The sequence below is a fragment of the Dehalococcoidia bacterium genome, assembly GCA_035574915.1.
Lineage (GTDB): Bacteria > Chloroflexota > Dehalococcoidia > DSTF01 > WHTK01 > DATLYJ01.
This window is the reverse complement of record DATLYJ010000017.1, coordinates 1-19,958: the sequence shown is the minus strand read 5'-3', so window position 1 is coordinate 19,958 and position 19,958 is coordinate 1. Positions and strand designations below refer to the sequence as shown.

18 protein-coding genes and 1 tRNA gene are annotated in these 19,958 nt (G+C 66.3%); 10 read left to right on the top strand and 9 right to left on the bottom strand.

The genetic code is table 11. The features are described 5' to 3' along the window. Nucleotides 1-720 (top strand): hypothetical protein (locus tag VNN10_01560; protein ID HXH20685.1); only part of this gene is annotated, 720 nt, incomplete at its 5' end. Nucleotides 721-779: 59 nt separating this feature from the next. Beyond that, nucleotides 780-1,412, top strand: a complete 633-nt coding sequence (locus VNN10_01555; protein HXH20684.1) for an MBL fold metallo-hydrolase — start codon at nt 780-782, stop codon at nt 1,410-1,412. A gap of 763 nt (nt 1,413-2,175) precedes the next feature. Here VNN10_01555 and VNN10_01550 read toward each other — a convergent pair. After that, complete coding sequence (locus VNN10_01550; GenBank protein ID HXH20683.1) at nt 2,176-2,499, bottom strand: hypothetical protein; 324 nt, start codon at nt 2,497-2,499, stop codon at nt 2,176-2,178. Between the two features lie 231 nt (nt 2,500-2,730). Here VNN10_01550 and VNN10_01545 point away from each other — a divergent pair, with 231 nt between their 5' ends. Together VNN10_01545 and cobO are read left to right on the top strand one after the other, a co-directional pair. Then, on the top strand, nt 2,731-4,017 hold the full coding sequence (locus VNN10_01545; protein ID HXH20682.1) for a pitrilysin family protein: 1,287 nt from the start codon (nt 2,731-2,733) through the stop codon (nt 4,015-4,017). A 112-nt stretch (nt 4,018-4,129) separates the two neighbouring features. Continuing rightward, complete coding sequence (cobO, locus tag VNN10_01540) at nt 4,130-4,660, top strand: cob(I)yrinic acid a,c-diamide adenosyltransferase (protein HXH20681.1); 531 nt, start codon at nt 4,130-4,132, stop codon at nt 4,658-4,660. A gap of 30 nt (nt 4,661-4,690) precedes the next feature. On the opposite strand, the gene VNN10_01535 is transcribed toward cobO, so the two are convergent. Then, nucleotides 4,691-5,191: a MarR family transcriptional regulator gene (locus VNN10_01535; protein ID HXH20680.1), complete on the bottom strand. Its 501-nt coding sequence runs from the start codon at nt 5,189-5,191 to the stop codon at nt 4,691-4,693. Between the two features lie 197 nt (nt 5,192-5,388). Here VNN10_01535 and VNN10_01530 point away from each other — a divergent pair, with 197 nt between their 5' ends. From VNN10_01530 to VNN10_01505, 6 genes are all read left to right on the top strand, one after another. Further along, nucleotides 5,389-6,177 (top strand): enoyl-CoA hydratase-related protein, encoded by a 789-nt coding sequence (locus VNN10_01530; GenBank protein HXH20679.1) that lies wholly within the window; start codon nt 5,389-5,391, stop codon nt 6,175-6,177. Between the two features lie 333 nt (nt 6,178-6,510). Continuing rightward, nucleotides 6,511-6,587: transfer RNA gene (locus VNN10_01525), tRNA-Lys, on the top strand. An 89-nt stretch (nt 6,588-6,676) separates the two neighbouring features. Beyond that, nucleotides 6,677-6,799, top strand: coding sequence for a hypothetical protein (locus VNN10_01520; GenBank protein HXH20678.1), 123 nt, complete (start codon nt 6,677-6,679; stop codon nt 6,797-6,799). A 12-nt stretch (nt 6,800-6,811) separates the two neighbouring features. Next, the gene (locus VNN10_01515) at nt 6,812-7,852 is read left to right on the top strand and encodes a DUF3644 domain-containing protein (protein HXH20677.1); all 1,041 of its coding nucleotides are present in this window, start codon (nt 6,812-6,814) and stop codon (nt 7,850-7,852) included. 469 nt (nt 7,853-8,321) lie between these two features. Continuing rightward, nucleotides 8,322-9,263 (top strand): hypothetical protein, encoded by a 942-nt coding sequence (locus VNN10_01510; protein ID HXH20676.1) that lies wholly within the window; start codon nt 8,322-8,324, stop codon nt 9,261-9,263. Nucleotides 9,264-9,465: 202 nt separating this feature from the next. Continuing rightward, the gene (locus tag VNN10_01505) at nt 9,466-10,485 is read left to right on the top strand and encodes a BTAD domain-containing putative transcriptional regulator (GenBank protein HXH20675.1); all 1,020 of its coding nucleotides are present in this window, start codon (nt 9,466-9,468) and stop codon (nt 10,483-10,485) included. A 10-nt stretch (nt 10,486-10,495) separates the two neighbouring features. Here VNN10_01505 and VNN10_01500 read toward each other — a convergent pair whose 3' ends face one another. The 7 genes from VNN10_01500 to VNN10_01470 all read right to left on the bottom strand — a co-directional run. Then, on the bottom strand, nt 10,496-12,514 hold the full coding sequence (locus VNN10_01500; GenBank protein HXH20674.1) for a hypothetical protein: 2,019 nt from the start codon (nt 12,512-12,514) through the stop codon (nt 10,496-10,498). After that, a complete protein-coding gene (locus VNN10_01495) occupies nt 12,511-14,262 on the bottom strand; it encodes a hypothetical protein (GenBank protein HXH20673.1) in 1,752 nt (583 codons plus the stop codon). Before VNN10_01495 ends, VNN10_01500 begins: the two co-directional genes overlap by 4 nt. A gap of 75 nt (nt 14,263-14,337) precedes the next feature. Continuing rightward, nucleotides 14,338-15,429, bottom strand: a complete 1,092-nt coding sequence (locus VNN10_01490; protein HXH20672.1) for a hypothetical protein — start codon at nt 15,427-15,429, stop codon at nt 14,338-14,340. Between the two features lie 8 nt (nt 15,430-15,437). After that, on the bottom strand, nt 15,438-15,989 hold the full coding sequence (locus tag VNN10_01485; protein ID HXH20671.1) for a phage tail protein: 552 nt from the start codon (nt 15,987-15,989) through the stop codon (nt 15,438-15,440). Then, entirely contained in the window at nt 15,989-17,980 is a 1,992-nt protein-coding gene (locus tag VNN10_01480; GenBank protein HXH20670.1) for a putative baseplate assembly protein, read from the bottom strand. The genes VNN10_01485 and VNN10_01480 overlap by 1 nt, the downstream gene beginning before the upstream one ends. Beyond that, nucleotides 17,977-18,426, bottom strand: a complete 450-nt coding sequence (locus VNN10_01475; GenBank protein ID HXH20669.1) for a GPW/gp25 family protein — start codon at nt 18,424-18,426, stop codon at nt 17,977-17,979. The genes VNN10_01480 and VNN10_01475 overlap by 4 nt, the downstream gene beginning before the upstream one ends. Beyond that, nucleotides 18,423-19,958: VgrG-related protein (locus VNN10_01470; protein HXH20668.1), on the bottom strand; the 1,536-nt coding region annotated here is incomplete at its 5' end. The genes VNN10_01475 and VNN10_01470, both read right to left, overlap by 4 nt.

The following is a 19,958-nucleotide window of genomic DNA, read 5'->3' as shown; positions in this document are numbered from 1 at the left end:
TACCGCGCAGCGCTGGTGGGCGGAGTGACCGTTTACGGCTGGACGGTGCCCGCGATCCTCCAGGCCCTGGGGCCCCGGTGGCTGTCGGACGGATGGATCGATGTCTCCTTCCGTCGCCCGACTTATCCGGGCGACGAAATGACGGCCCGCGTCGTCGAACGGGACGACGGCCTGTTCGAGCTGACAATGACGAACCAGGACGGCGAAGTCTGCGTCTCGGGCGAGCTCGGGCTCGGCCGCGCCCCATGGCTCGCAGAGCTCCGGGTCCCGGCCCGGCGCCAGGCGGAGCCGCGGCCGGCGTCGGTGCCCCAGCTGACGCCGGAGGTGGCGCCGGTGGGCCAGGACCTGCGCCCCATGGCCGTCGCGATTACCAAAGAGGAAGCGCGCCGCTTCGCCCTCGAGCGCGAGCAGGACGAGACGGCCCTGTTCGCGGACGAAAGCCCTCTCATCCATCCGGCCTGGCTCGCGGCCCGCATGACGCCTCTCATCCACCACTCCTACACCTACGGCCCCGCCATCCACGCCCGCAGCCACATCCAGCACCTGGCGGCGGCGGAGGCAGGCCAGACGGTGACCGTCGCCGGGCACTTCCGCGAGGCCTACGAGCGGAAGGGCCATCAGTACGGGGTGGTCGATGGCGTGATCATCTCGGAGGACGGCCGCGAACTAGCGCGCATTCGCCACACGACCATCTACCAGGTAGCGAAGCGAGCCGGCTAGGCCACGCTGAGCCGGAAGGCTGCACCAGCTCCGGCGCAATAGGGGAGGACCCGCAACCGATGCAGTACCGGTCGGAAGGACTCCAGGTGGTCAAGGTCGGGCCCCTGGGCCCATTCGCGAATAACAGCTATGTGGTCTTCGACCCCGCGCGCCGCGAGGCCGTCGTGGTCGACGCCCCGCAAGAGAGCGAGAAGGTCCTGCCGCATCTCGAGGGCCTGAGGGTCCTCGGCATCCTGATCACCCACCGGCACGGAGACCACTGGGGCGGCATCGACGTCTTGCGTGAAAAGACGGGCGCGCCGATCTACTGCCATGCCGACGACGCTGCCGGCCGCGAGGTGTCGGGGACGTTGGCGCACGGGCAGGAGGTCGCCGTCGGTGGCGGCACCGTGCGTGTGCTGCACACGCCCGGGCACACGCCGGGGAGCATCTGCCTCCTCGCCGGCAATCATCTCATCTCGGGCGACACGCTCTTCCCGGGAGGCCCGGGACGCACGATGAAGCCCGAAGACCTCCAGCAGGAGATCGAGTCCATCAGGACCCACCTTTTCGCCCTCCCGGACTCCACTCTCGTCCTCCCCGGGCACGGCGACGACACTACGATCGGCGACGCGAAGCGCGAATATGCCGTGTTCGCCTCGAAGAGCCATCCCCCGGACCTCTGCGGCGACGTTACCTGGCTCGGGAGCTAGGGGGGCCAGGGATTCAGCGACCCTCAGCAGTTCTTCGAAAGGCAGGCCGGCGCTGCTCACGGTTACCACGACATTGCCCGCGGCGAAGACGAGGGTCTCCTCGCCGCTGACGCTGGAGCGATAGCCTGGTCTGCCGCCGACGCTGATCGGTTGGCCGGTGGCGAGGTGGTCTGGCAGGCCGCCCGCGCGGAACTGCTGCCTGATGACAAGCTCGGCCCCGCCGCCTCGACGGCCGAGATGGACCTCATGAGCAGTCACCCTGCCGTCTGTGACTTGGACGCTTTCGCCCATGTTCAAGAAGCCATCCGGAAGGTAGGCGGGGGCGAGGAAGCCCGGAGGAGGCCTCACCTCGCGTCCACCCGTCGGTCCAAGGGACCCGGCAAAGCGCCCGGACCCCGGGGAGGTCTCAAGCGAGCCGGCAGGCGGGACGAAACGAAACAGCTCCTTCGGCAGGGCAATGTTGTACTCCAACTGCGTGACTTCGGCCCTGAGAGACATGCCTTCGCTTTCGCTAACGTGGCGCAGGACGAACCTGAACTTCGGGTCGATCCAGAACGTAAGCGTGCTTCCATCTGGAGTCGTAACCTGGACCACCTGCACGCTCTTTCCCAGCAGGGTCTCCCTTCCGATCACTTTCGAGCTGGTGCCCGGCCATCGGTCGAAGAAGGATGCGACGCTTTCGGCCGGCAAGGGACCAAGGATCACGCTGAACGTGGGCAAGAATGGCGTCCTCTCCTTCACCTCCGCGGTCAGCGGCGTCCGATTAAGTGTTCGTTTCGCCGTCGTAGGTCCACAGCCAGTCACCGTCCTGGACGTCGACCATCCGCCGGTCCCGGAGGCGTGGGTCCTCGTAGGAGAACTCCCAGCGCACAAGCTCCGGGGCCCTGTACCAACCCTCGATCCGGTCCACGGTAGGGTGAGCAGAGTACTCGCTCGGCTCGACCGCCAGCCTGGCGACGAAGTGAAACGAGTCGAGGGTTCCGGCGGAGTCGTCGGGGCCGCCGAAGAGCAGGGCAATAATGGCGGCCAGTCCCGCGACCAGGGCCAGGCCGGCAACGACGAAGGAAGCGCGCAGCTTCGCGAGCATCAGCTCAAGTGTAGGTCTTGCGCGAAAGGAAGGGATCCCGAAGGGTCTCCAGCGTCGCGGCCAGTCCCGGAAGATTGGCCTGGCCGTCGCCGGGTCTGCGTGCGACGTACCGAAGCCCGGGCCAGCCGGATCGCCGGATTGCTGCAGCGCCAGAGCCCGGTCGCCTCGCGCTTCGTTTGACCCTTACTCGGGGCCTTCCTACACTACCGGCACGTTCACCCCCGCCCGATCATGATCCCAGCTCTCCCTTCCGCCGCATACCGCAAGTCAGTGTTGCCCAATGGCCTGAGGGTCCTCACCTCGGCCATGCCTCACACCTACAGCGTGGCGATCAGCGTCTACGTCGGCGCGGGGTCGCGCTACGAGACGGCCCCCGAGTCCGGTGTCTCCCACTTCGTGGAACACATGCTCTTCAAGGGGACAAGCACTCGCCCCAGCCCCCAGCTCATCTCCGAAGCCATCGACAGCGTCGGGGGCGTGCTCAACGCCGCCACCGACCGCGAGTTCACCGTGTACTACGCGAAGGTCGCCCGTCGTCACCTTGACCTCGCCCTCGATGTGCTGGTCGACCTCGTGCGCCGGCCGCTGTTCGACCCCGAGGAGTTGGAGAAGGAACGCAAAGTCGTGCTGGAGGAGTTGGCGTCCGTAGCCGACTCACCCGGCCAGCAGGTCGACCTCCTCCTGGACGAGCTCCTCTGGCCGGAGCAGCCACTCGGCTGGGATGTCGCCGGCTCAAAGGAGTCCATCGAGGGCCTCACGCGGGAGATGACGCTGGACTACATGGGCCGTCAGTACTTGCCCAGCAACATGGTCGTCTCGATCGCGGGCAACGTCGACCACGACGAGGTCACGGACCTCGTGGCGTCGAAGTTCGCGGGCGCCTCCGCCGGTGCCCCTGGCGCCTGGTTCCCGGCCAGGAACGGACAGGACGCGCCGCGCTGCAGCGTCCTCTACAAGCGCACGGAACAGTCGCACATCGCGATGGCCGTCCGCGGCCTGCCTCTCGAGCACCCTGACCGCTACGCCATCGACCTTCTCTCCGTGCTTTTCGGCGAAGGTATGAGCAGCCGCCTCTTCGTCGAGCTCAGGGAGCGCCGGGGCCTCTGTTACGACGTCCACGCCTATGTCTCGCACTTCCTGGACGCCGGCTCCTTCGGCGTCTACGCCGCCGTCGACCCTTCCCGCGGCCGGGACGCCGTCGCCGCCCTCGTGTCCGAGCTGATCAAGCTGCGCGACGGCATCCCGGAAGAGGAGCTTCACAAGGCTAAAGAGCTGTCCAAGGGCCGCCTCCTACTGCGAATGGAGGATACCCGCGCCGTCTCCGCCTGGCTCGGCAGTCAGGAGATGCTCACCCGCCACGTGCTCACACCCGAGGAGGTCGTCGCGCGCATCGATGCCGTCGCGCCCGAGGACATCTCCCGTGTCGTCGACACGATCCTCGTGCGCAACCACCTCAACCTCGCCATCGTCGGCCCCCACAAGTCCGAAAAGCGCTTTCTTTCGCTCCTCGACCTGTAGAATTCCCCAGGTAGCGCGGCCCCTCCGGAGGCCGGGAACGCTGCTGTCCGGGTGAAGCCCGCTGACTCAACAGGGGGTGCCACCGGCGCCCTGCGCTCGTGAAGGGACTCGCATGCCCGTAAAGAAACGTAAGCCGCTCGTCATCGTCTACACAGGTAACGGCAAGGGAAAGACCACCGCCGCGCTCGGCGCCATCTTTCGCGCCTTCGGCCGCGGCTGGCGCTGCATAATGCTCTCTTTCATCAAGAGCGAGACCTCGAACTACGGCGAGGAGCGGGCCGCCCGGAAGCTGGGCATCGAGATGATCCCGCTGGGCGCGGGCTTCACCTGGCTCTCGAAGGACATCGAGAAGGACAAGGCTCTCGCCCGCCGCTGCTGGGAGGTATGCAAGGAGAAGATCGAGTCCGGCCAGTACGACCTGGTGGTACTGGACGAGATGACCTATCCCCTCAACTACGGCTGGCTCGACCTGGACGAAGTCATCAACGTGCTAAGGTCGCGCCCCCCGGACCTGCACGTGATCATCACCGGCCGCGACGCCCCTCAGGCGCTGGTCGACTTCGCTGACCTCGTCACCGAGATGCGAGAGGTCAAGCACCCGTTCCAGCAGGGCATCAAGGCCCAGACTGGAATCGATTTCTGACCGCGGCAAAACAAAACGGGCCCTGAGTCTTTAGTCCCAGACCCGCTTCATGGCTTCGCGGCGGACCTCTTCCTTGACGCCGGCGAGCCGGAAGCCGAGGTCGCGCACCTGGCGGATGCTCTCGAGCAGCTTGTCAGCGCCCGGGCCCTGCAGGAGCGACCTGTACTCCCTGGCCATGTCCAGGGTGATCTGGATAGCCTCTTCGGCCACCTTCTTGCCCTTGTCCGTAAGCCCCACCCAGACCACGCGGCGGTCCTGGCGGTCGCGCGTGCGCGTGATCAGGTCTCGGTCCTCAAGGCGGTTCAGGAGGCCGCTGACACTGTGCGTCTCCTGCAGGAGGAGTGCGGCCAGCATGGAGGGCGTCAGCGGCTCTCTGGCGAAGTAGACCAGGGTAAGGATGCGCTCCTGGGCAACGCTCAGCTGAAGGTGGGACAGGCGCTTCTCCAGGCCCCTCTGGGCCACATTGGCGGCATCCACCAGGGTCATCAGCGGGGTGGTTTCCTTTTGGACTGCTTCCTTGTCAATTGGCACGGAGTCCCTCCATGTGCGATTGGGGGCTGAGGCACGGGATGGCCAGGCCCAATTCCGGAATAATCGTCATTTTTTGCAAAACCATCCCAATAATGCACAGGGCTGCGACTATATTCAAGCCGAGATAAGCAATCTCCATCGAAATTCGTGATTGTGCTACTTTGTGGCCCGATCTCCACGAGAAAGGGACTCCAGCAATGAGCTTCGAGCGGATCCTATACGCCAAGGAAGGCCGCATCGCCTATATCACCATTAACCGCCCCGAGAAGCTAAACGCAATTGACCCTCTGACCAGCGCCGAGCTTCTGGAAGCCTTCACCGACTTCAAGGAAGACGACGGCGTCTGGGTCGCGATCCTTACCGGCGCGGGCGACCGCGCCTTCTCCACCGGCAATGACCTGGTGGCAACTGCCATGAGGGCCCAGGGCCAGGGCGATACCCGCCCTGTGCGCCCCGCCCCGTTCGGCGGCATCACCCGGGGCTTCGAGTGCTGGAAGCCGATAATAGCCGCGATAAACGGCTACTGCCTCGCGGGCGGACTGGAGATCGCCCTCTCCTGTGACATCCGTATCGCCTCCGAGAACGCCTCGTTCGGCCTGCCCGAGCCTACCCGCGGCATCATCCCGGGCGCCGGTGGCACCCAGCGTCTTCCGCGCGCCGTCCCGATGGCCATCGCCATGAAGCTCCTGATGACCGGCGGCCGCATCGACGCCGAGACAGCCCTGCGCGCCGGCCTGGTCAGCGACGTGGTCCCCCAGGACCAGCTGATGGCCAAGGCGCGCGAGATCGCCGACGAGATCTGCAGCTGCGGCCCGCTCGCGGTCCGCGCCATCAAGGAGGCCGTGATGCGCGGCCGCGAGATGTCCCTGGAGGAAGGCCTGGCCCTGGAAGCGGAGAAGTCGCGCGAGATCAGCCGCACCGAGGACGCGCGCGAAGGGCCGCTCGCCTTCGCCCAGAAGCGCAAACCCGAGTACAAGGGTCGCTAAGCCCGGCTCCGCGACATTCGAGGACGTCGCCGCGGAAGCGGGAGGACGCCCGCTGAGCGTGGTCCATCGAGCTCCAGGCAGCGCAACCGGCGGAGCGGCCTGAAGAGGACGCGAGGGCTACGCTTCTCCGCGCGAGAGGGCCCGGAGTGTTGACTTTGCCCCGTGAGGGCTGCTCGAGCTCCAGACCGGCGCCCTACGCCGGCTCCCGGACTGCGGGAGCAAGCCCGGCTCAGGGCTCGGGACGAGACAGGCGCATCGGCGATGCCGGTGGGCGGTCGCGGCACGCGTCCGCGGGGCCGGGGTGGGCTAGCGGACCGGCGTCTATAATCGATTGGGCCCTTAGCTCAGCCCGGCAGAGCAGCGGACTTTTAATCCGTCGGTCCTGGGTTCGAATCCCAGAGGGCCCACCACAGCCCTGCACGTGCAGCGAGTGAAGTAGGGCATTTGTTCTTGACAGCCGGCTCCTTTCGGCGTCCAATCGTCCATGCAGCCTGAGGAGGTGGCAAGGCTCGTAGCTCGGGGCGAAGGCCAGCGGCTGGAGCAGAAGCGCCGGGAGATCGGGCCAGAGCTCAAACGCGAAGTAGTAGAACTCCACCTCCTGCGTCACTTGGCCTCGTTCTGACGCTCGTGAGGAATGGGCGTGGCCAGAGGGCATTCACAAGTGAGGATGCTCCTTGATAAGGCGAGGGAAGCCGCGCTCCAGGCCGTCGCCGCCTACAACAACCCTCTGGCCTCCTTCAAGTCTGGCTCCTACGTCGTCCTCATGCACGTCGCCTGGACCGCGCTTCTCTTGGCGGTATTTCATAAGCAGGGCATCAAACCGTACTACAGAAAGCCAGGCTCGAATCGCTTCGAGCGAATCGACGGCCGACGGAAAGTCTGGGACCTGCGCGAGTGCGTGCGCCGCTACTGGGGCGGCGAGGACGATGCAGTAGCCCAGAACCTGCGGTTCTTCATCGGCCTGCGCAACCTGATCGAACATGCCGAGGTTCCTTGTATCGACCTGGAGATCTTCGGAGAGTGTCAGGCCCTCCTGTTCAACTTTGAGGAGTTTATGGAGCGGGAGTTCGGGAGCAGCCATGGCCTCAACGAGAGCCTCGCGATCTCACTTCAGTTCTCAAAGATGCGAGGCCCGGCGGCTCAAGAGGCCCTTCGTCGCCTTCTTCGGCCGGTGCCGCAGGAGATCAAGGATTACATCGAGCAGTTCCGAAGTGGCCTAAGCGGCGACATCCTGGGCGACATGGCGTACAGCTACAAGGTCTTCTTGCTCCCGATGGTCGGCAACCATCGCTCCAGGGATGCCCTCGCCGTCGAATTCGTTCCATACGACCCCAATGACCCGGAGCAATACAACAAAGTTGTCACGCTGATCAAGCAGAAGCTGGTTCCCTCCCTCAACGTGGGCTATCTCAAGCCGAAGGAGGTGTGCGAGAGGGTTGCGGCGGCCATCGGCAAGCCGTTTAGCCGATCCTACCATCACCCCCGCGCGTGGCGCCGCTGGAAGGTGCGTCCCGAGACAGGCGCGGCCGAGCCGGCTGCTACAGACTCGCGCTATTGCATCTACGACAATGTTCACAAGGACTACGTATACACAGAAGAATGGGTGCGATTCCTGATCACGGAATTGCTGAAGCCGGGTGTGTACGAAGAAATGTTGGTGGCGGCTGGCCTTTGACTGTGGGATTAGTCCCAGAGCTCCAGGTCACCGGCTCGAAAGAGGCCGAGCTCATCAATCGCGTCACGACGGGCTTCAATCAACCCGGGATCGGAGACCACGCATCGCGACGGTCGACTGCGACAGTTGCTAGGAGACGGCATCTACGACATCGTCCGCCCGCATGGAGGACATTGGACGAAGGTCTAAAGCGGCAGGCGAATCGTCGCTGCCGAGCGCATCCATCGCAAAAGCGTTGTCGTCATCCAGCACGCCGCCTTGCCCAGCCAGCTGCACTCCTGTAAGCCCATTCGCCCTTCCGGAAAGGTGCCCCTCACCCCTAGCGGGCGCTCGTTAAGGTGCCGATATCAGAACCGGAAGCACGGTAAGTGCTTCCGGGATGGAGGTCGCCTTGTCGCGCAAGATATCCTGGCACACCGGTCCTGCAGCGCTTCTACTAACACTCGGCGCGCTCTTGCTCTTCCTCGCCATGAGGAGCGAAACGGCCGCCGCCCCTTCGCCCTTTGACGGCGAGGCGTCCAACTTCTCGCTGAGCTTCGACGGCGTGCACTACGACACGCCCGCTCCGGGCCAATCGACCTGGTTCTACACGCTGTACTGGGACGGCAGGCCCCACCAGCTTAGCCACTTCGTAATCAGCGGCTGCTTCTCGAACGTCGTCTCCGTCAGCGACGGTGGTAGCTACGGGCAGGATGGCGACGGGCACGGGCACGGAAGCGGCTTCCGGGGCATCAAGTGGGAGAACATCCTCCAGGGCCCCGAGGGCACGGCGGCTTCGGAGCAGGTCTCCTTCGTGCTGGTCGCGAACTACCCTGGGACCGGCACAATCCAGGGCCACGTGCAGGCCGGCGGCGGCCACACGCACGACGGCCACGTCACCCTCCCCGGTCCCGCTTGTGAGGCTACTATAACGCCGGTCGCCACCTGTACCCCCACGCCTACTTCGACCAGCACGGCGACTTCGACTAGCACCGCTACCTGGACCGCCACGGCGACCACGACCGCGACCTCCACCAGCGCACCCGCCGACACCCCGACCAGCACCGCGACCGCCGCTCCGACGTCCACCTCGACGGCCACGCCTCCGCCGACGGTCACGGCTACCTCGACGTCCCTCGCCACGGCGACCCTGCCCGCCGGCCCCTCCCCGACGCAGACGCCGGCCGGCGCTGACACGCCTACCGCAACCGCGACCGCTACCCTGCCGGCCCTGGAAGCCGCCGTCTCCGGGTCCTGCGTAGTGGCGACCCCTTCCAGCGCGGAGTTGCCAGCATCGCTTCCCGGGACGGGCGGTGGTGGCTCCGACGGCCGGGGCTTCCTGTTAGTCGCGGGTGTGATTCTCAGCCTTGCGGGCGTGGCGCTGTTCGTGCTGGGCGCCGTCCGGCGGCAGGCCGCCAACGGCGTCTCCTGACCGCTTCGCGTTCTGTTAGGCGCAGGGCTGCGTTTGCTTCACCTCGCGCCGCCATACCCGCCTTCGGGGAAACGGAGGGCGTTGGCTCGCTCGCCTGACGCCCGGCGTGGCGAGGTTCACAGAGCGGGCTGTTGTCGGGCGGGGCCATCCTGTGTAGGATTACGCCGCGTCCAGGACCTGTACTTGCTTCAAGGGGACAGGCGTGCCTACCGCCACCAGCCCCGAGCTTCAACCCCTGATTGGCACCTACCCTGCCTTGCCGTTCGTGCTCGGAATGGTGCCTTCGGTACAGGAGGACGCGCGGATTCCGGCGATCCTGCGCAACCTGGAGTCCCTGCACGCCATCGCGGCGGAGTCCAGGCGCGAGCTCGACCACCTCTTGCGCCTGAGTCAGGAGATCCTGCTGGCCGTGAGGACGCCGGCGCCGGCACCGCCATCGCAGAGGCCGGAGGCTCCGGTCCGGGACAGCGCCCTGGTGCACATTAGCCTCCTCGGGTCATTCGACGTGGAGGCGGCGGGCCGTAGCGTAACTCGCTGGCCGAGCAAGAAGGCGCGTCTGTTGCTAGCGTATCTGGCCATGGAAAAGGGCCGCATGGTGCCTCGTGACGTCCTGATCGATCTCTTTTGGCCGGATGCGCCTCCCGCACGCGGCTCCAACAACCTCAGCATCGCCATCCACCAGATCCGGTCGACGCTCGCTGAAGTGGCGGCAGAGTCCGCGAAGTGCGTGCTCGTCAGGCAGGGCGCCTGCGGCCTCGACCCCTCCGTCGTCTCCACGGACCTGTGGGACTTCCAGCAGCGCCTTGCCTCGGCGCGCCAGGCCCTGGAGTCGCGGGACACCGCCGGCACGCGCTCACACCTTGTGAGCGCGCTCGCGATGTACCACGGCGAGCTCTTAGAAAGCGACCCCTACGAAGAGTGGGTTGTCGAACCGCGACGCACCCTGAGCGCCGCTTATTACCAGGCGCTGAGCTGGGTCACGACGCAATCGGCGAAGGACGATGATTGGCGCTCCGTCCTCGACTACGCCAGCCTCATGGTGAAAAAGGAGCCCTTCGACGAGGCTGCCCACCGCTGGCTGATGCAAGCCCACTGGCGCCTTGGCAACCGCTCGCAGGCGCTCCAGCAGTATCGTGCCTGCGAGGAGGTCTTGAAGGCCGAACTGGGGCTGCCGCCATCGGAGGAGACCCGGAGACTGTTCGAGGTCATCCGCGGCAAGTGAGCCGCCCGTCTTATCGGGGCAGGATCAACTGTACGCCGTTCTCGTCCCGCTCGGCGGTCCAGCCGCGCAGCCCCGAGTCGACCTCCCACCAGACGAGGTTGTCGACGCACTTCGGCCCTGACACTACCACCCCTGGACGGTTGTTACCTCGACCCACAATCTGCTGATTCACACCAGCGTCGGCGCGGATGCGGGCGTCTTCCCTGAGAGTGACGTTCCGTCCCACAGCGAGGCCTATGTCTGGCGCACTCACACAGGCCGGGGGCCCCGTGGTCGGCGTAGCCACCGCCGTGGGCGATGGCGTGCTGGGCCTCGCGGTGGGCGTCGTCGGCACGACAGTCTCGCCGATCGCGGCGCAGAACCCCTTCTGGCAGGGTATCGGGGCGCCGCCACACTTCTCCCGCACCAGCACGGGCCCGCCACTGAACTCCCGATAGTCGTCATCGAAGCCGCAGGAAATCACCGTGAAGGCGTGCGAAACCTTCGACGTGCCCAACACGAAGATCATACCGATGACCATCGCCAGGACCGCGAACAGCGCGCTGAGGGAAAGCATCCGCGAGCTCAGGAAGGGCTCGTGGACGAAGCGGGCGTTGAAAGTGCGGGCGGCCGTGGAGGTGCTGCCGGCCGGAGCCACGCGGAATTGCACGTCGAGCGCCTTCGGCTGGCCGGCGAACCCGTTCCGCCGCGCGCCGACCCAGATGGGGACGACAGCCTGTTCGCCCGGCTCCAGGTTCGGCGGCGGTGGATAGCGGAAGGTGCACATGCCCTCGGGGTCGGAACCTTCGATGAGGAGACTCAGCGGGACGCCGCCAGTGTTCAGGAGCGTGAGCTTGAACTTCTCCTTGCGCCCCGCCGTCTGCACCGGCGTAAGTCGAGCGTCGAAGGCTGCGACCCCGGCAATGGAGATCACGCCGCCGACTTCCGCGAAGGAGTCCGGGAAGCTGTGAGGGGCGACTCGCACACGGAATCTGTACTCGCCGGAGGGTACGGCGGTGCCGCCGGCGCGCGGCGTCAGGCGCAAGGGCACCTGGGCGCTCGCGCCCGGCTCGAGCCGGACCTGGGTCATCGGCAAGTCGTACCACTCCTCGGCGATCCCCTCGATGGCGATGGTGTAGCCCTCGATGAGGCGGCTCCGGTTTTGCACGGTGATGATTGCCTGCGCCGCGACGTCGCCCGTGCCGAAGTGGAACGTCGTGCGCGGGCCAAGGGTGACCTCCGGCGGCAGTACGGGCGCGGCCTGCGCCCGCGGCGTCGGCGCTGGCTCTGGCTGGACCGATATCGGCGCCATACCGCCACCCGCAGCCCGAGGGCTCTCCGCCGGCGCGCCGACCCTGAGCCGGCTCTCGACCTCGCTGCGGGCGCCCCCCTCCTCGGCGGTCACGATTACCTTGAAAGCGTAGTCCCGCTGAGACGCGCGGGCCGAAGGGTGGATCCGCACCTCGGCGGTCCTGACCTGGCCGCGTGGCACGGAGAGGCCTGAGGGAGCAGTGAACCAGCCTCTCTGCAGCCCCTGGATGCTGAGCTTGTAGGACGTCTCCTTCTCGCCGTTGTTGCGGACGTTGACCCGCAGAACCTCCTCGCCCTGGCCCTGCCAGGACACCTCCTGGGGGCTCAGGGACACGGCGGGTGGGGGCACGGGCGCCTCCGCGGGCTGTTCCGGAGGCGGCGGAGGGGCGGGCGCCACTACCGCGCCGCGCACCTCGAGCGTGCCGGCCACGCTGCTCTCGGCGCCGGCCGCGCGCACTGTTACCGTGAATTGATGGATGGCCGAGGCCTCGGACCGCGGCACGGACACCAGGAGGGTTGCCGACCGCTGCTCGCCCGGGAAAACGCGCCGCCGGGCGTCGAAATCGACCCGATACCAGTCCTGGGAAAGGCCGGCGATCTCCAGACTCTGTGTCTGAGCCTCCCGGCTCTTGTTCTCAATCGAGAGGAGGAAGACCGCCTGCTCGCCGGGCTCGATGTGCTGCGAGTCCGGGGCAATGGTGAGGCCCAGGAGAGGCGACTGGGGAAGCCGGTTGGTCAAGTCGCTTCACCCCATGGAGTCATTTTCGGAGACGGCGGCAGAGCAGCAGGCACGGGAAAGCCAACGCCAGGCGCCACCCGCGAGGCCGGCCGGCTCCGCTGCCAGTCGAGGAGGTCGTCCGCGCGCTGACGCCCGCCGCACTCGGGCTTCCTGATCGAGAGTGAGTCAGCCGAGAGGCGATAGCTGCCGTCAAGCTGGCAACCTATCCATGTGGCGGCGTCCGCGACCACCGGCGAAGCAAACTTCAGGACCAGCGCGACGAGCCCGACGATCAGCGCCGCGAAGAAGACAAGGAAGAGGCTTCGGTATCCGAGCAGCGGCTTGTGGACAAAGCGGGCGTCCAACAGCTTGGCGGCGCTTGGCGGCTGGCCCGAGGGCAAGACCCGTACACGGAAGTCGAATGTCTCGCGCGAACCGATGATGCCGTTCCGCCTGGCACCGGCTTTTAGCCGCACTACCGCCTGTTGGCCTGGGCTGAGGTCTCGCGGCGGGTCGTACTTGAAGCGGCACATCTTCTCCGGGTCCGCGGCCTCGAGCGTCAGCGAGAGGGGGAGGTCGCCAGTGTTCACGGCTGTGAGCGTGTAGGTCGCCGTGCCGCCCTCTGCCTGCACAGGGGCAAGCCGAGCGTCGAAGCTGGCGACGCCGCTTATGGAAATGAGCCCGCCGACCTCGGCATAGAGCCCGGGAGAGGCTACTGGAGCAGCCCGAACGCGGAACTCGTAGTCACCGGCGGGCCAGTCCGCTCCTGTCCGCGGCGTGATGCGCAAGGGGACCTGGGTACTGGCGCCAGGCTCCAGCCGGACCTCTGAGGTTGCAAAGCCGATCCAGTCCTCCGGAATGCCGGAGACGGAGAGCTGGTAGCGTTCGGCTACCTTGCCGCGGTTCTGAATCGTCAGGATGGCGTTCTCCGACACGTCCGCCGGGCCGAAGCGAAAGGTCGTCCGGGGCGCCAGCGAGAGCTCGGGCAGAGGCTCCGTCTGAGGAGGCGGCGTGAAGACGACGCGCTCCGGGGTGGGTGCAGGCGCCGGAGCGGCGGCGCCCTGACGCTTGGATATCGACAGCCATCCGGACGCCGTCGAGGCGACCTCGGGCCGTCTTTCGGCGGCCACTGTCACCCGAAACGGGTAGTCGCCCTGCCTCGCCGTAGCCGGCGGCTGCAAGCGCATTTCGGTCTCGAGGATCTGGCCGGCGGGCACCCGCAGCACCGGCGCGAGGTTGTACCAGGCCTGGTCCAGACCTGTGACCTGTACGGCGTATACCGCGTCCGCGTCGCCTGGGTTGCCGACGCTCAGGGTGAGGCGCTCCATGTTCTGGCCTTCGCCGCGCCACACGACCAACGCGGGGCTCAATGAGATGACCGGTGGCGCCTCTCTCGGGGCTGCCGCTGGAGGCGAAGAGGTGCCCGCGTCCCCGGCCGCGCCTTCGGCGACTACCTCCAGTGACGCTTCTGCGACGCTGGAGTCCTCTCCTGCGAGGACTTCGACCCGGAAGGGATATGAGCCCGGCTCACCGTCCGGGGGGACTGAAACCACAAGGGACGCAGTCCGCTGCTCGCCCTCGAAGGCCAGGCGCGAGGAGTCGAAGTCGACGCTGAACCAGGCGCCCGGCAGGCCAAGGACTTCGATTTCCTGGCTCTGCGCCTGTTGTCCCAGGTTGACGATCGTGACCGAAAAGACGGCCTTCTCGCCGGGAGCAATGCGCTCAGATTCGGGGGAGATGGACACTCGGAGCGTTGGCGACTGCTGCACTCCCGCCACTTGAGCTATCCCTGTCCCGCGGTGCGCCGCGTCACCGTGGTGGCTGGCCTGGTGTGAGGCACGCGGCTACCTCGGGTCGACTTCGTGCAGGACACCGAAAGCGACGTTTGTTGCGAATTCGAGCGCGCTTCGGATGAGGTCTCGCTGGAAGACCTGGTCGCCACGACGGCCCGCCCAGGCGCAACCGTAATCTCTCGGCGATATCAGGGCCTTCTCCGCCCAGATGATCTCCTTCGTGGGGAAGGCCCCGGCAGGGGGAGTCCCAAAGACGTAATGGGAGGTGAGGACTAGTGACTCGGCCCTGGCCGCGGTCTCGTGACTGCCTTTGAGGGCAGTGGTCAGCGACTGCACCATCTGGGTGCCGGGGCCACAGGCATCAGCGAAAATCCAGCCGCCCTTGGACACGCGCTCGGCGACTCGCTTCGTTAGGGCGGCGGGAAGCGCAGTTTCTGCCGGTCCGGTCAGGTACACCAGGTCCGTACTCGGGATGTTGCCATCGGATGCCCGCACGGTGGCGGCGCGCACGCCTTCGCGTTCGAGCTCTCTGAGGAAGTACTGGAAGCCGGCAAGGTGTCCGGCCAGGTCGGCACCGTCCCCGTGCACGACGAGGCCAACGCTCAGGGGCCTGGGCCCCCGCTGCGTGAGCCGGATGCGGAAACGGCAGTCGACCTCGTTGGCCTTGGGCTCCCAGGGGTTGGCGGCGGCCACGATCGCGGCAGACGTGTCGGAGCGCACTACGCGCGCTAGCTCGAGGGCCGGCGCTTCGGGGAGGGCCTGCAGGACCCGCAGCCGGAAGTCCTCCACGACGCGGGCCCTGGTGTCCTTCACCTCGGAGGCCGCGGGAATGCTCTCCACATAATCGAGGACGATGTAGCTCGTCGCATCGCCATCCGAGATCGTGACCCGCTGGCGCTCCGGTACGACAATCACATTGCCCAGCGCGTCGATGGCGACGCCGGCCTCGACGATCAGGGTGTCGCTCGGCGGGTCAGTCGGCAGGACATCCAGGCCGTAACCGATGCCACTGCCATGGAGGGTCAGGAGGTGAAGCTGCTGCTGGCGACGATGATAGTCGTGAGCCGTGGCCCACGTGTCTACATCGATAACCAGGCCGGTGAATGGATGTACTCGCACCGGCGGATGGAGAGGTATGGTCATAACCTGACCTACGCCCCCGGGCGGAATGAAATTGTGTAGCCAACGTGGGCCGGCTTAAGGCGCTGAATTATAGCATGCACCATACGCGGATCAACCTCGTCTTCAGCGCAGTCGAAAGCCACGTGAAAGCGCAGAGGGGCGCCGTCCTCGAGCGCGGTGTTGAGGCCGAGGCTCGCGTCCTCGCCCAGGACCAGACCGGGCGAGTACTCGGTTATGTATGCCCGGCGGCCAGTCACGAGGTCCAGCGCCGCCCGCAGCGCTTCCTTCGTCCCGCGCGACCTGTGGATGGTCATGCTCTGCTTGACGAAGCGCCGAGCGCTGATCTCGTCCAGGCCCTCGGGCGGCTCGGCGCCGACCCAACTGGCGAGGAGCGCCATCATGGCCGGAGATGCAACCGTGGGGTCGAACTGGAAGGTCAGCGTGTTCACCAGGCCCTGCACGGGCGTAAGCACATCTTCGAAGATGCGCAGGAAGCGACCCATGAACATGTCCTGCCGGTAGATGGCCGGCAAGTATCGCAGGTAGGTGCTCTCCTCCAGGGTGACGCCGTTGCCTGCCATCAGTCTTCGATAACCTCCGCCAGCACGTAACAGTGACCAAGCACGAGCAACGTATCCGGGGGCGGCTGAAGCCGGGTTAGCTCGCTGGGGTCGCCCTGGCGGCGCAGCCTGACACGTTCGATGTACACCACGCCCGGCAGGCTTTGGAGGACGCCGGCGATCTGCGACACGGTGATGGCCGCGCCGAAGTTCGCGCTCCCTCCGTTCGCCGGCGAGGGATGGAGCAGCGCCCTCAGTCGCCTTACGGCGATGTCCTGGGCGCGCGCCGGGTCGGTGCTCCTGGTCACGTAGATGTGGGCGTCGATTTCCGCCCAGGCGAGTGGCGCCGGCTGCAGTTCGACGACCGTGCCCAGCGTCTTGCGGGCCTCGAGCTGAGCGGCGACGGCCTGGATCAACTCCGGGGTGGGCATGAGCATCTCGGGCGTAAGCTCCTCCTCCATGTTGCCCAACCCGGGCACCAGCAGAAGACGAATTGTACCTGGACTGGTGCTCCCGTCCTGGCCGGCAGCGAGGCAGCGAGCGCGCCCGACGCCCTCGACCTCGAGCGCGAGACGCTCGTAGTCCTCCCGGGTTACGGCCGTCACGGGGTGCTTCAGGACTGCCAGGGCGCGCAACTTCGCTTCGTCGAGGGTCTCTTCGTTCAGGCCGCCCCGCGAGGGTTCGTAGTTCGTCAGAGAGCCAATGAAGGGGACGGAGGACTTCAACTGCGTGATGGTCCCCTGGCCGATGTTCCCTCCGGTGCCGCCACCGCTGCGATAGCCCTTTAGCACCAGGTTCGCGCCCTTGCGTGGCACCGCGCCGTATTGCCTCTGGGTGCCGTCTCTGGCCCGGACGGCCGGGCCGAAGCGCACCTGGGCCGTGGGGTAGTGGATCATGAAGTGCTTGTCCGTCTCCCCCGATTCCGCGAAGTCCTCCACTTCGACCCACTCCGTGACCTCGCCGTCGAGTTCCGCCTCGATTACATGCGGCTTCGTCTCCCGGATCACCGGTGTGACGCTCAGGGTAAAGGTCTGGCCGGGGACGCCCTCGCTCCGGCCCAGGAACTCGTCCTGAATGAGCTGGGCCTGGCGCGCCTGGACGGTACCGCCGATGCAGGCCGTGGAGATGCCAGTGACTCGCGGCGATGTCGTGTAGCCCTGGCCTTCCTTCTCCAGGTATCGCACCCGGAGCCAGGTGGCCTCGATGCCGTCGATTACCTGCGGCGTGGAGTCGGTGGGGACGTGCACGTATATTTCGCCGGGATGGTTCAGGCCCAGCGTCGGGTCGATTGCGCCGGGCTCGCGCAGGCGCCCCGTCCCTGACTGGTCCAGCAGCCGCAGGGGCGCCCAGGCGCGGCGCGCCGAGGAGTAGTACTCCCACGCCAGCGGCGGGTCGCGCGGGTCAACGTGGACGCCCTCGAGCTCCTGGCAGTCGAGGCCGATCACCAGGCTGGCGCCGCGCAGGTCCTTCTCGTAGCCGATGTAGAGGGCGTCGCCTTCCACCGGCTCGTCATTGAAGATCGGCGCCTGCACCAGGCCGCTCGTGACGTATGGCAGGTAGTCCTCAAACCCCTGGCCCTCTCGCCAGGCCCGTAGCCCCTTGAGCGTGACAGGCGCTATCACGAGGGGCTCGACCGTGGAGAAGATGATCGCCTCCTGGAACTCCGTGCGGTCGGTCGCCACTTCCGTGTCCGGCGGTATGACCACCGGCCGGTTGATGGCGCCGGAGAGAAAGAAGGTGACGTCGGCGAGCGCGGGCTCAGGCGGGCGCCTCTGGACGCCGATTAGCTCCAGGAACTTCTCGTACATTTCGTCCGGGACGCGGTTGATCTGGTAAAGGATCATCTCCGTCATCCAGGCGAAAAGCTCGATGAGCGTGATGCCGGGGTCGCTAACGTTGTGGTCCGTCCACTCCGGGCAGTAGCGAGGAATCAGCCGCCGGGCCTCATCGACGATGTCCTGAAATTCGCGCAGGTCGAGGCGGCGCTCGTTCATCGGGATCATGGTTGTCATACGTCGTCCTCGCCAATGGTGTAGAAGGGATAAACCAGCGTGCGCCGGTCCTTCGTGGTGCGCACTTCGTAGTTGATGATGACGTCGACGCGCCCTTCGGATGGTGATGGCAGAGTCAGGACTTCGACGACCGTGATGCGAGGCTCCCACATGTCCAGGGCGTCCTCGACGTAGTGGCGGATCAGGCCGAACGTAGTGGCGTTCATGGGCGCGAAGACCAGGTCATGGATGTCGCAGCCGAAAGTGGGCCGCATGCGCCGCTCGCCCTTGGTCGTCGAGAGAATGATGCGGATGGCCTGCTCGATGTCGTCCTCGTAGCGCGAGAGTGCGATGCCGCCCTTGCCACGGTCGGGAGCTGCCGCTTCCCCTTCGAGCCGGCGGTCGACGCGCACGGGAAAGTGCCAGCCGATGCCGAGAATAGACCTTGCGCTACCTGTGTCGTTCATGCCGTGGGCCCCAGGTTGATGGATGGTGCGCCGATGGTGAGCTGAGTAGTGCTGCCCAGTGATGCGCCGAGGCGCCCGCTGAAGGTCGCCTGCATCTGGGACTGCACCTTGAGGTTCGTCGTCGCCTCGATCTCGAACTGAGTCCCGCTCTTCATCTTCACATCCGTGCCGGCTTCGAGCTCGATCCCTTTCGCCGCCTTGAGCTTGATGTTCCCCGTCGCCTCGATTTCGACGTCCTTGGTGGCAGTGTTGATGAACAGGCGGTTCTTGCCCGTGGAGTCGACGATCGTGATCGAGCCACCGCTGTCGCTGTCATCGAGCAGGATCTGGTGGCCGGTGCGCGACTGAATGACTCTCTTCGTCACCTGGCCCTTGCCGTCGACGGCGGCGGAGTTCTTGAGTGGCGGGGGGTCGCTCTTGCTCCAGAGGCCGCCGAGTACGTAGAGGTGGTTGATGTCAGAGCCGACGAGCAGGACTTCGTCATTGAGCTCCGGCAGATACTGCATGCCGCGGTTGGGCCCCGCCCCGGGGGCGGCGACCCTGCACCAGTTGCTCTCGATGTCCGGGCCGAAGGTCGGAAGCTTCACTTTGACGCGCCCGAGGTCGAGGTCGTCCTTGACGTTCGAGACCAGGCCGGTGAGGACGTGCATCTCCGGGGCCGCGTGCTGAGATACGAGGCTAACGAGGTCTGTGGAACGCCGGCCCGTTACTTCGAACTCGATCGTGTAGCTGTCCGGCTGGTAGACGTGGGCTATCTGGGTGACCACGTACTTGCCGGTGAACTGCTTGCCCACTTTGGACAGGTTCACCTCGCTGCCAAGCCGGAGTTCGGGGTCGCCCAGGGCAACGCCCTCGGCCGTGATGAAGGTCCCGGCCAGGTCGTTGAGCACGGTCTGGGCGAGTAAGTCCGCCTGAGCCTGGCTATAGATAGGCTGGCGGGCCACCAGGCACTTCGCGGGCTTCTGAAACGCGGACTGCGCCACCTGGCCGCCCGAGCGCGACTCGCCGACTTCCGGCGTCCCTTTGGGCTGCCTGGCGATGCCGCTGACCGGCTTCTTGTTGACGGGGTCCCAACCACGGACTTCGACTTCGTTGACTTGTTCTCCGGTCACCATGCGGGCCCTGAAAGACAGGAGCTCGCCCTGCCAGGCGAGGGAGACTTCCTTCGAGGGCGCGCTGGGCGGCGGCTTGAAGACGAGCGTCTTGTCCCTGACCTGCAGCTCGAAGCCCAGGCGGGTAGCCCTGTCCTGCAGGAACTCCCAGTTGGTCTCGTTGTCCTGGAAGACGTACTCGTGCACCTCGCGGGTTTCCTTGACGTCGGCCCTGAGGCCAACGGCGGCTGCGATCTCCCGCGCGATGTCGCTGTCCTTCATGTTGCGGTAGACCTTGCTGAAGCGGCCGCGGTGCAGCCGGTGTGCGCGGTCGAAGGCGCGCACGAGGAGCTCGACCGTGCCCCCCATGGTCACGTCCAGCTCCAGGGCCGTAATCTCCCCGGCGAAAACTTCCGTCTTCAATTCCTCATTGCCAAGGCT

Bases quoted from the DNA above. Each gene is read 5' to 3' on its own strand.
- VNN10_01510 (HXH20676.1), top strand. From the start codon at position 8,322: ATGAGGAGCGAAACGGCCGCCGCCCCTTCGCCCTTTGACGGCGAGGCG.
- VNN10_01515 (HXH20677.1), top strand. From the start codon at position 6,812: ATGGGCGTGGCCAGAGGGCATTCACAAGTGAGGATGCTCCTTGATAAG.
- cobO (HXH20681.1), top strand. From the start codon at position 4,130: ATGCCCGTAAAGAAACGTAAGCCGCTCGTCATCGTCTACACAGGTAAC.
- VNN10_01550 (HXH20683.1), bottom strand. From the start codon at position 2,499: ATGCTCGCGAAGCTGCGCGCTTCCTTCGTCGTTGCCGGCCTGGCCCTG.
- VNN10_01480 (HXH20670.1), bottom strand. From the start codon at position 17,980: ATGACAACCATGATCCCGATGAACGAGCGCCGCCTCGACCTGCGCGAA.
- VNN10_01530 (HXH20679.1), top strand. From the start codon at position 5,389: ATGAGCTTCGAGCGGATCCTATACGCCAAGGAAGGCCGCATCGCCTAT.
- VNN10_01555 (HXH20684.1), top strand. From the start codon at position 780: ATGCAGTACCGGTCGGAAGGACTCCAGGTGGTCAAGGTCGGGCCCCTG.
- VNN10_01475 (HXH20669.1), bottom strand. From the start codon at position 18,426: ATGAACGACACAGGTAGCGCAAGGTCTATTCTCGGCATCGGCTGGCAC.
- VNN10_01490 (HXH20672.1), bottom strand. From the start codon at position 15,429: ATGACCATACCTCTCCATCCGCCGGTGCGAGTACATCCATTCACCGGC.
- VNN10_01485 (HXH20671.1), bottom strand. From the start codon at position 15,989: ATGGCAGGCAACGGCGTCACCCTGGAGGAGAGCACCTACCTGCGATAC.
- VNN10_01545 (HXH20682.1), top strand. From the start codon at position 2,731: ATGATCCCAGCTCTCCCTTCCGCCGCATACCGCAAGTCAGTGTTGCCC.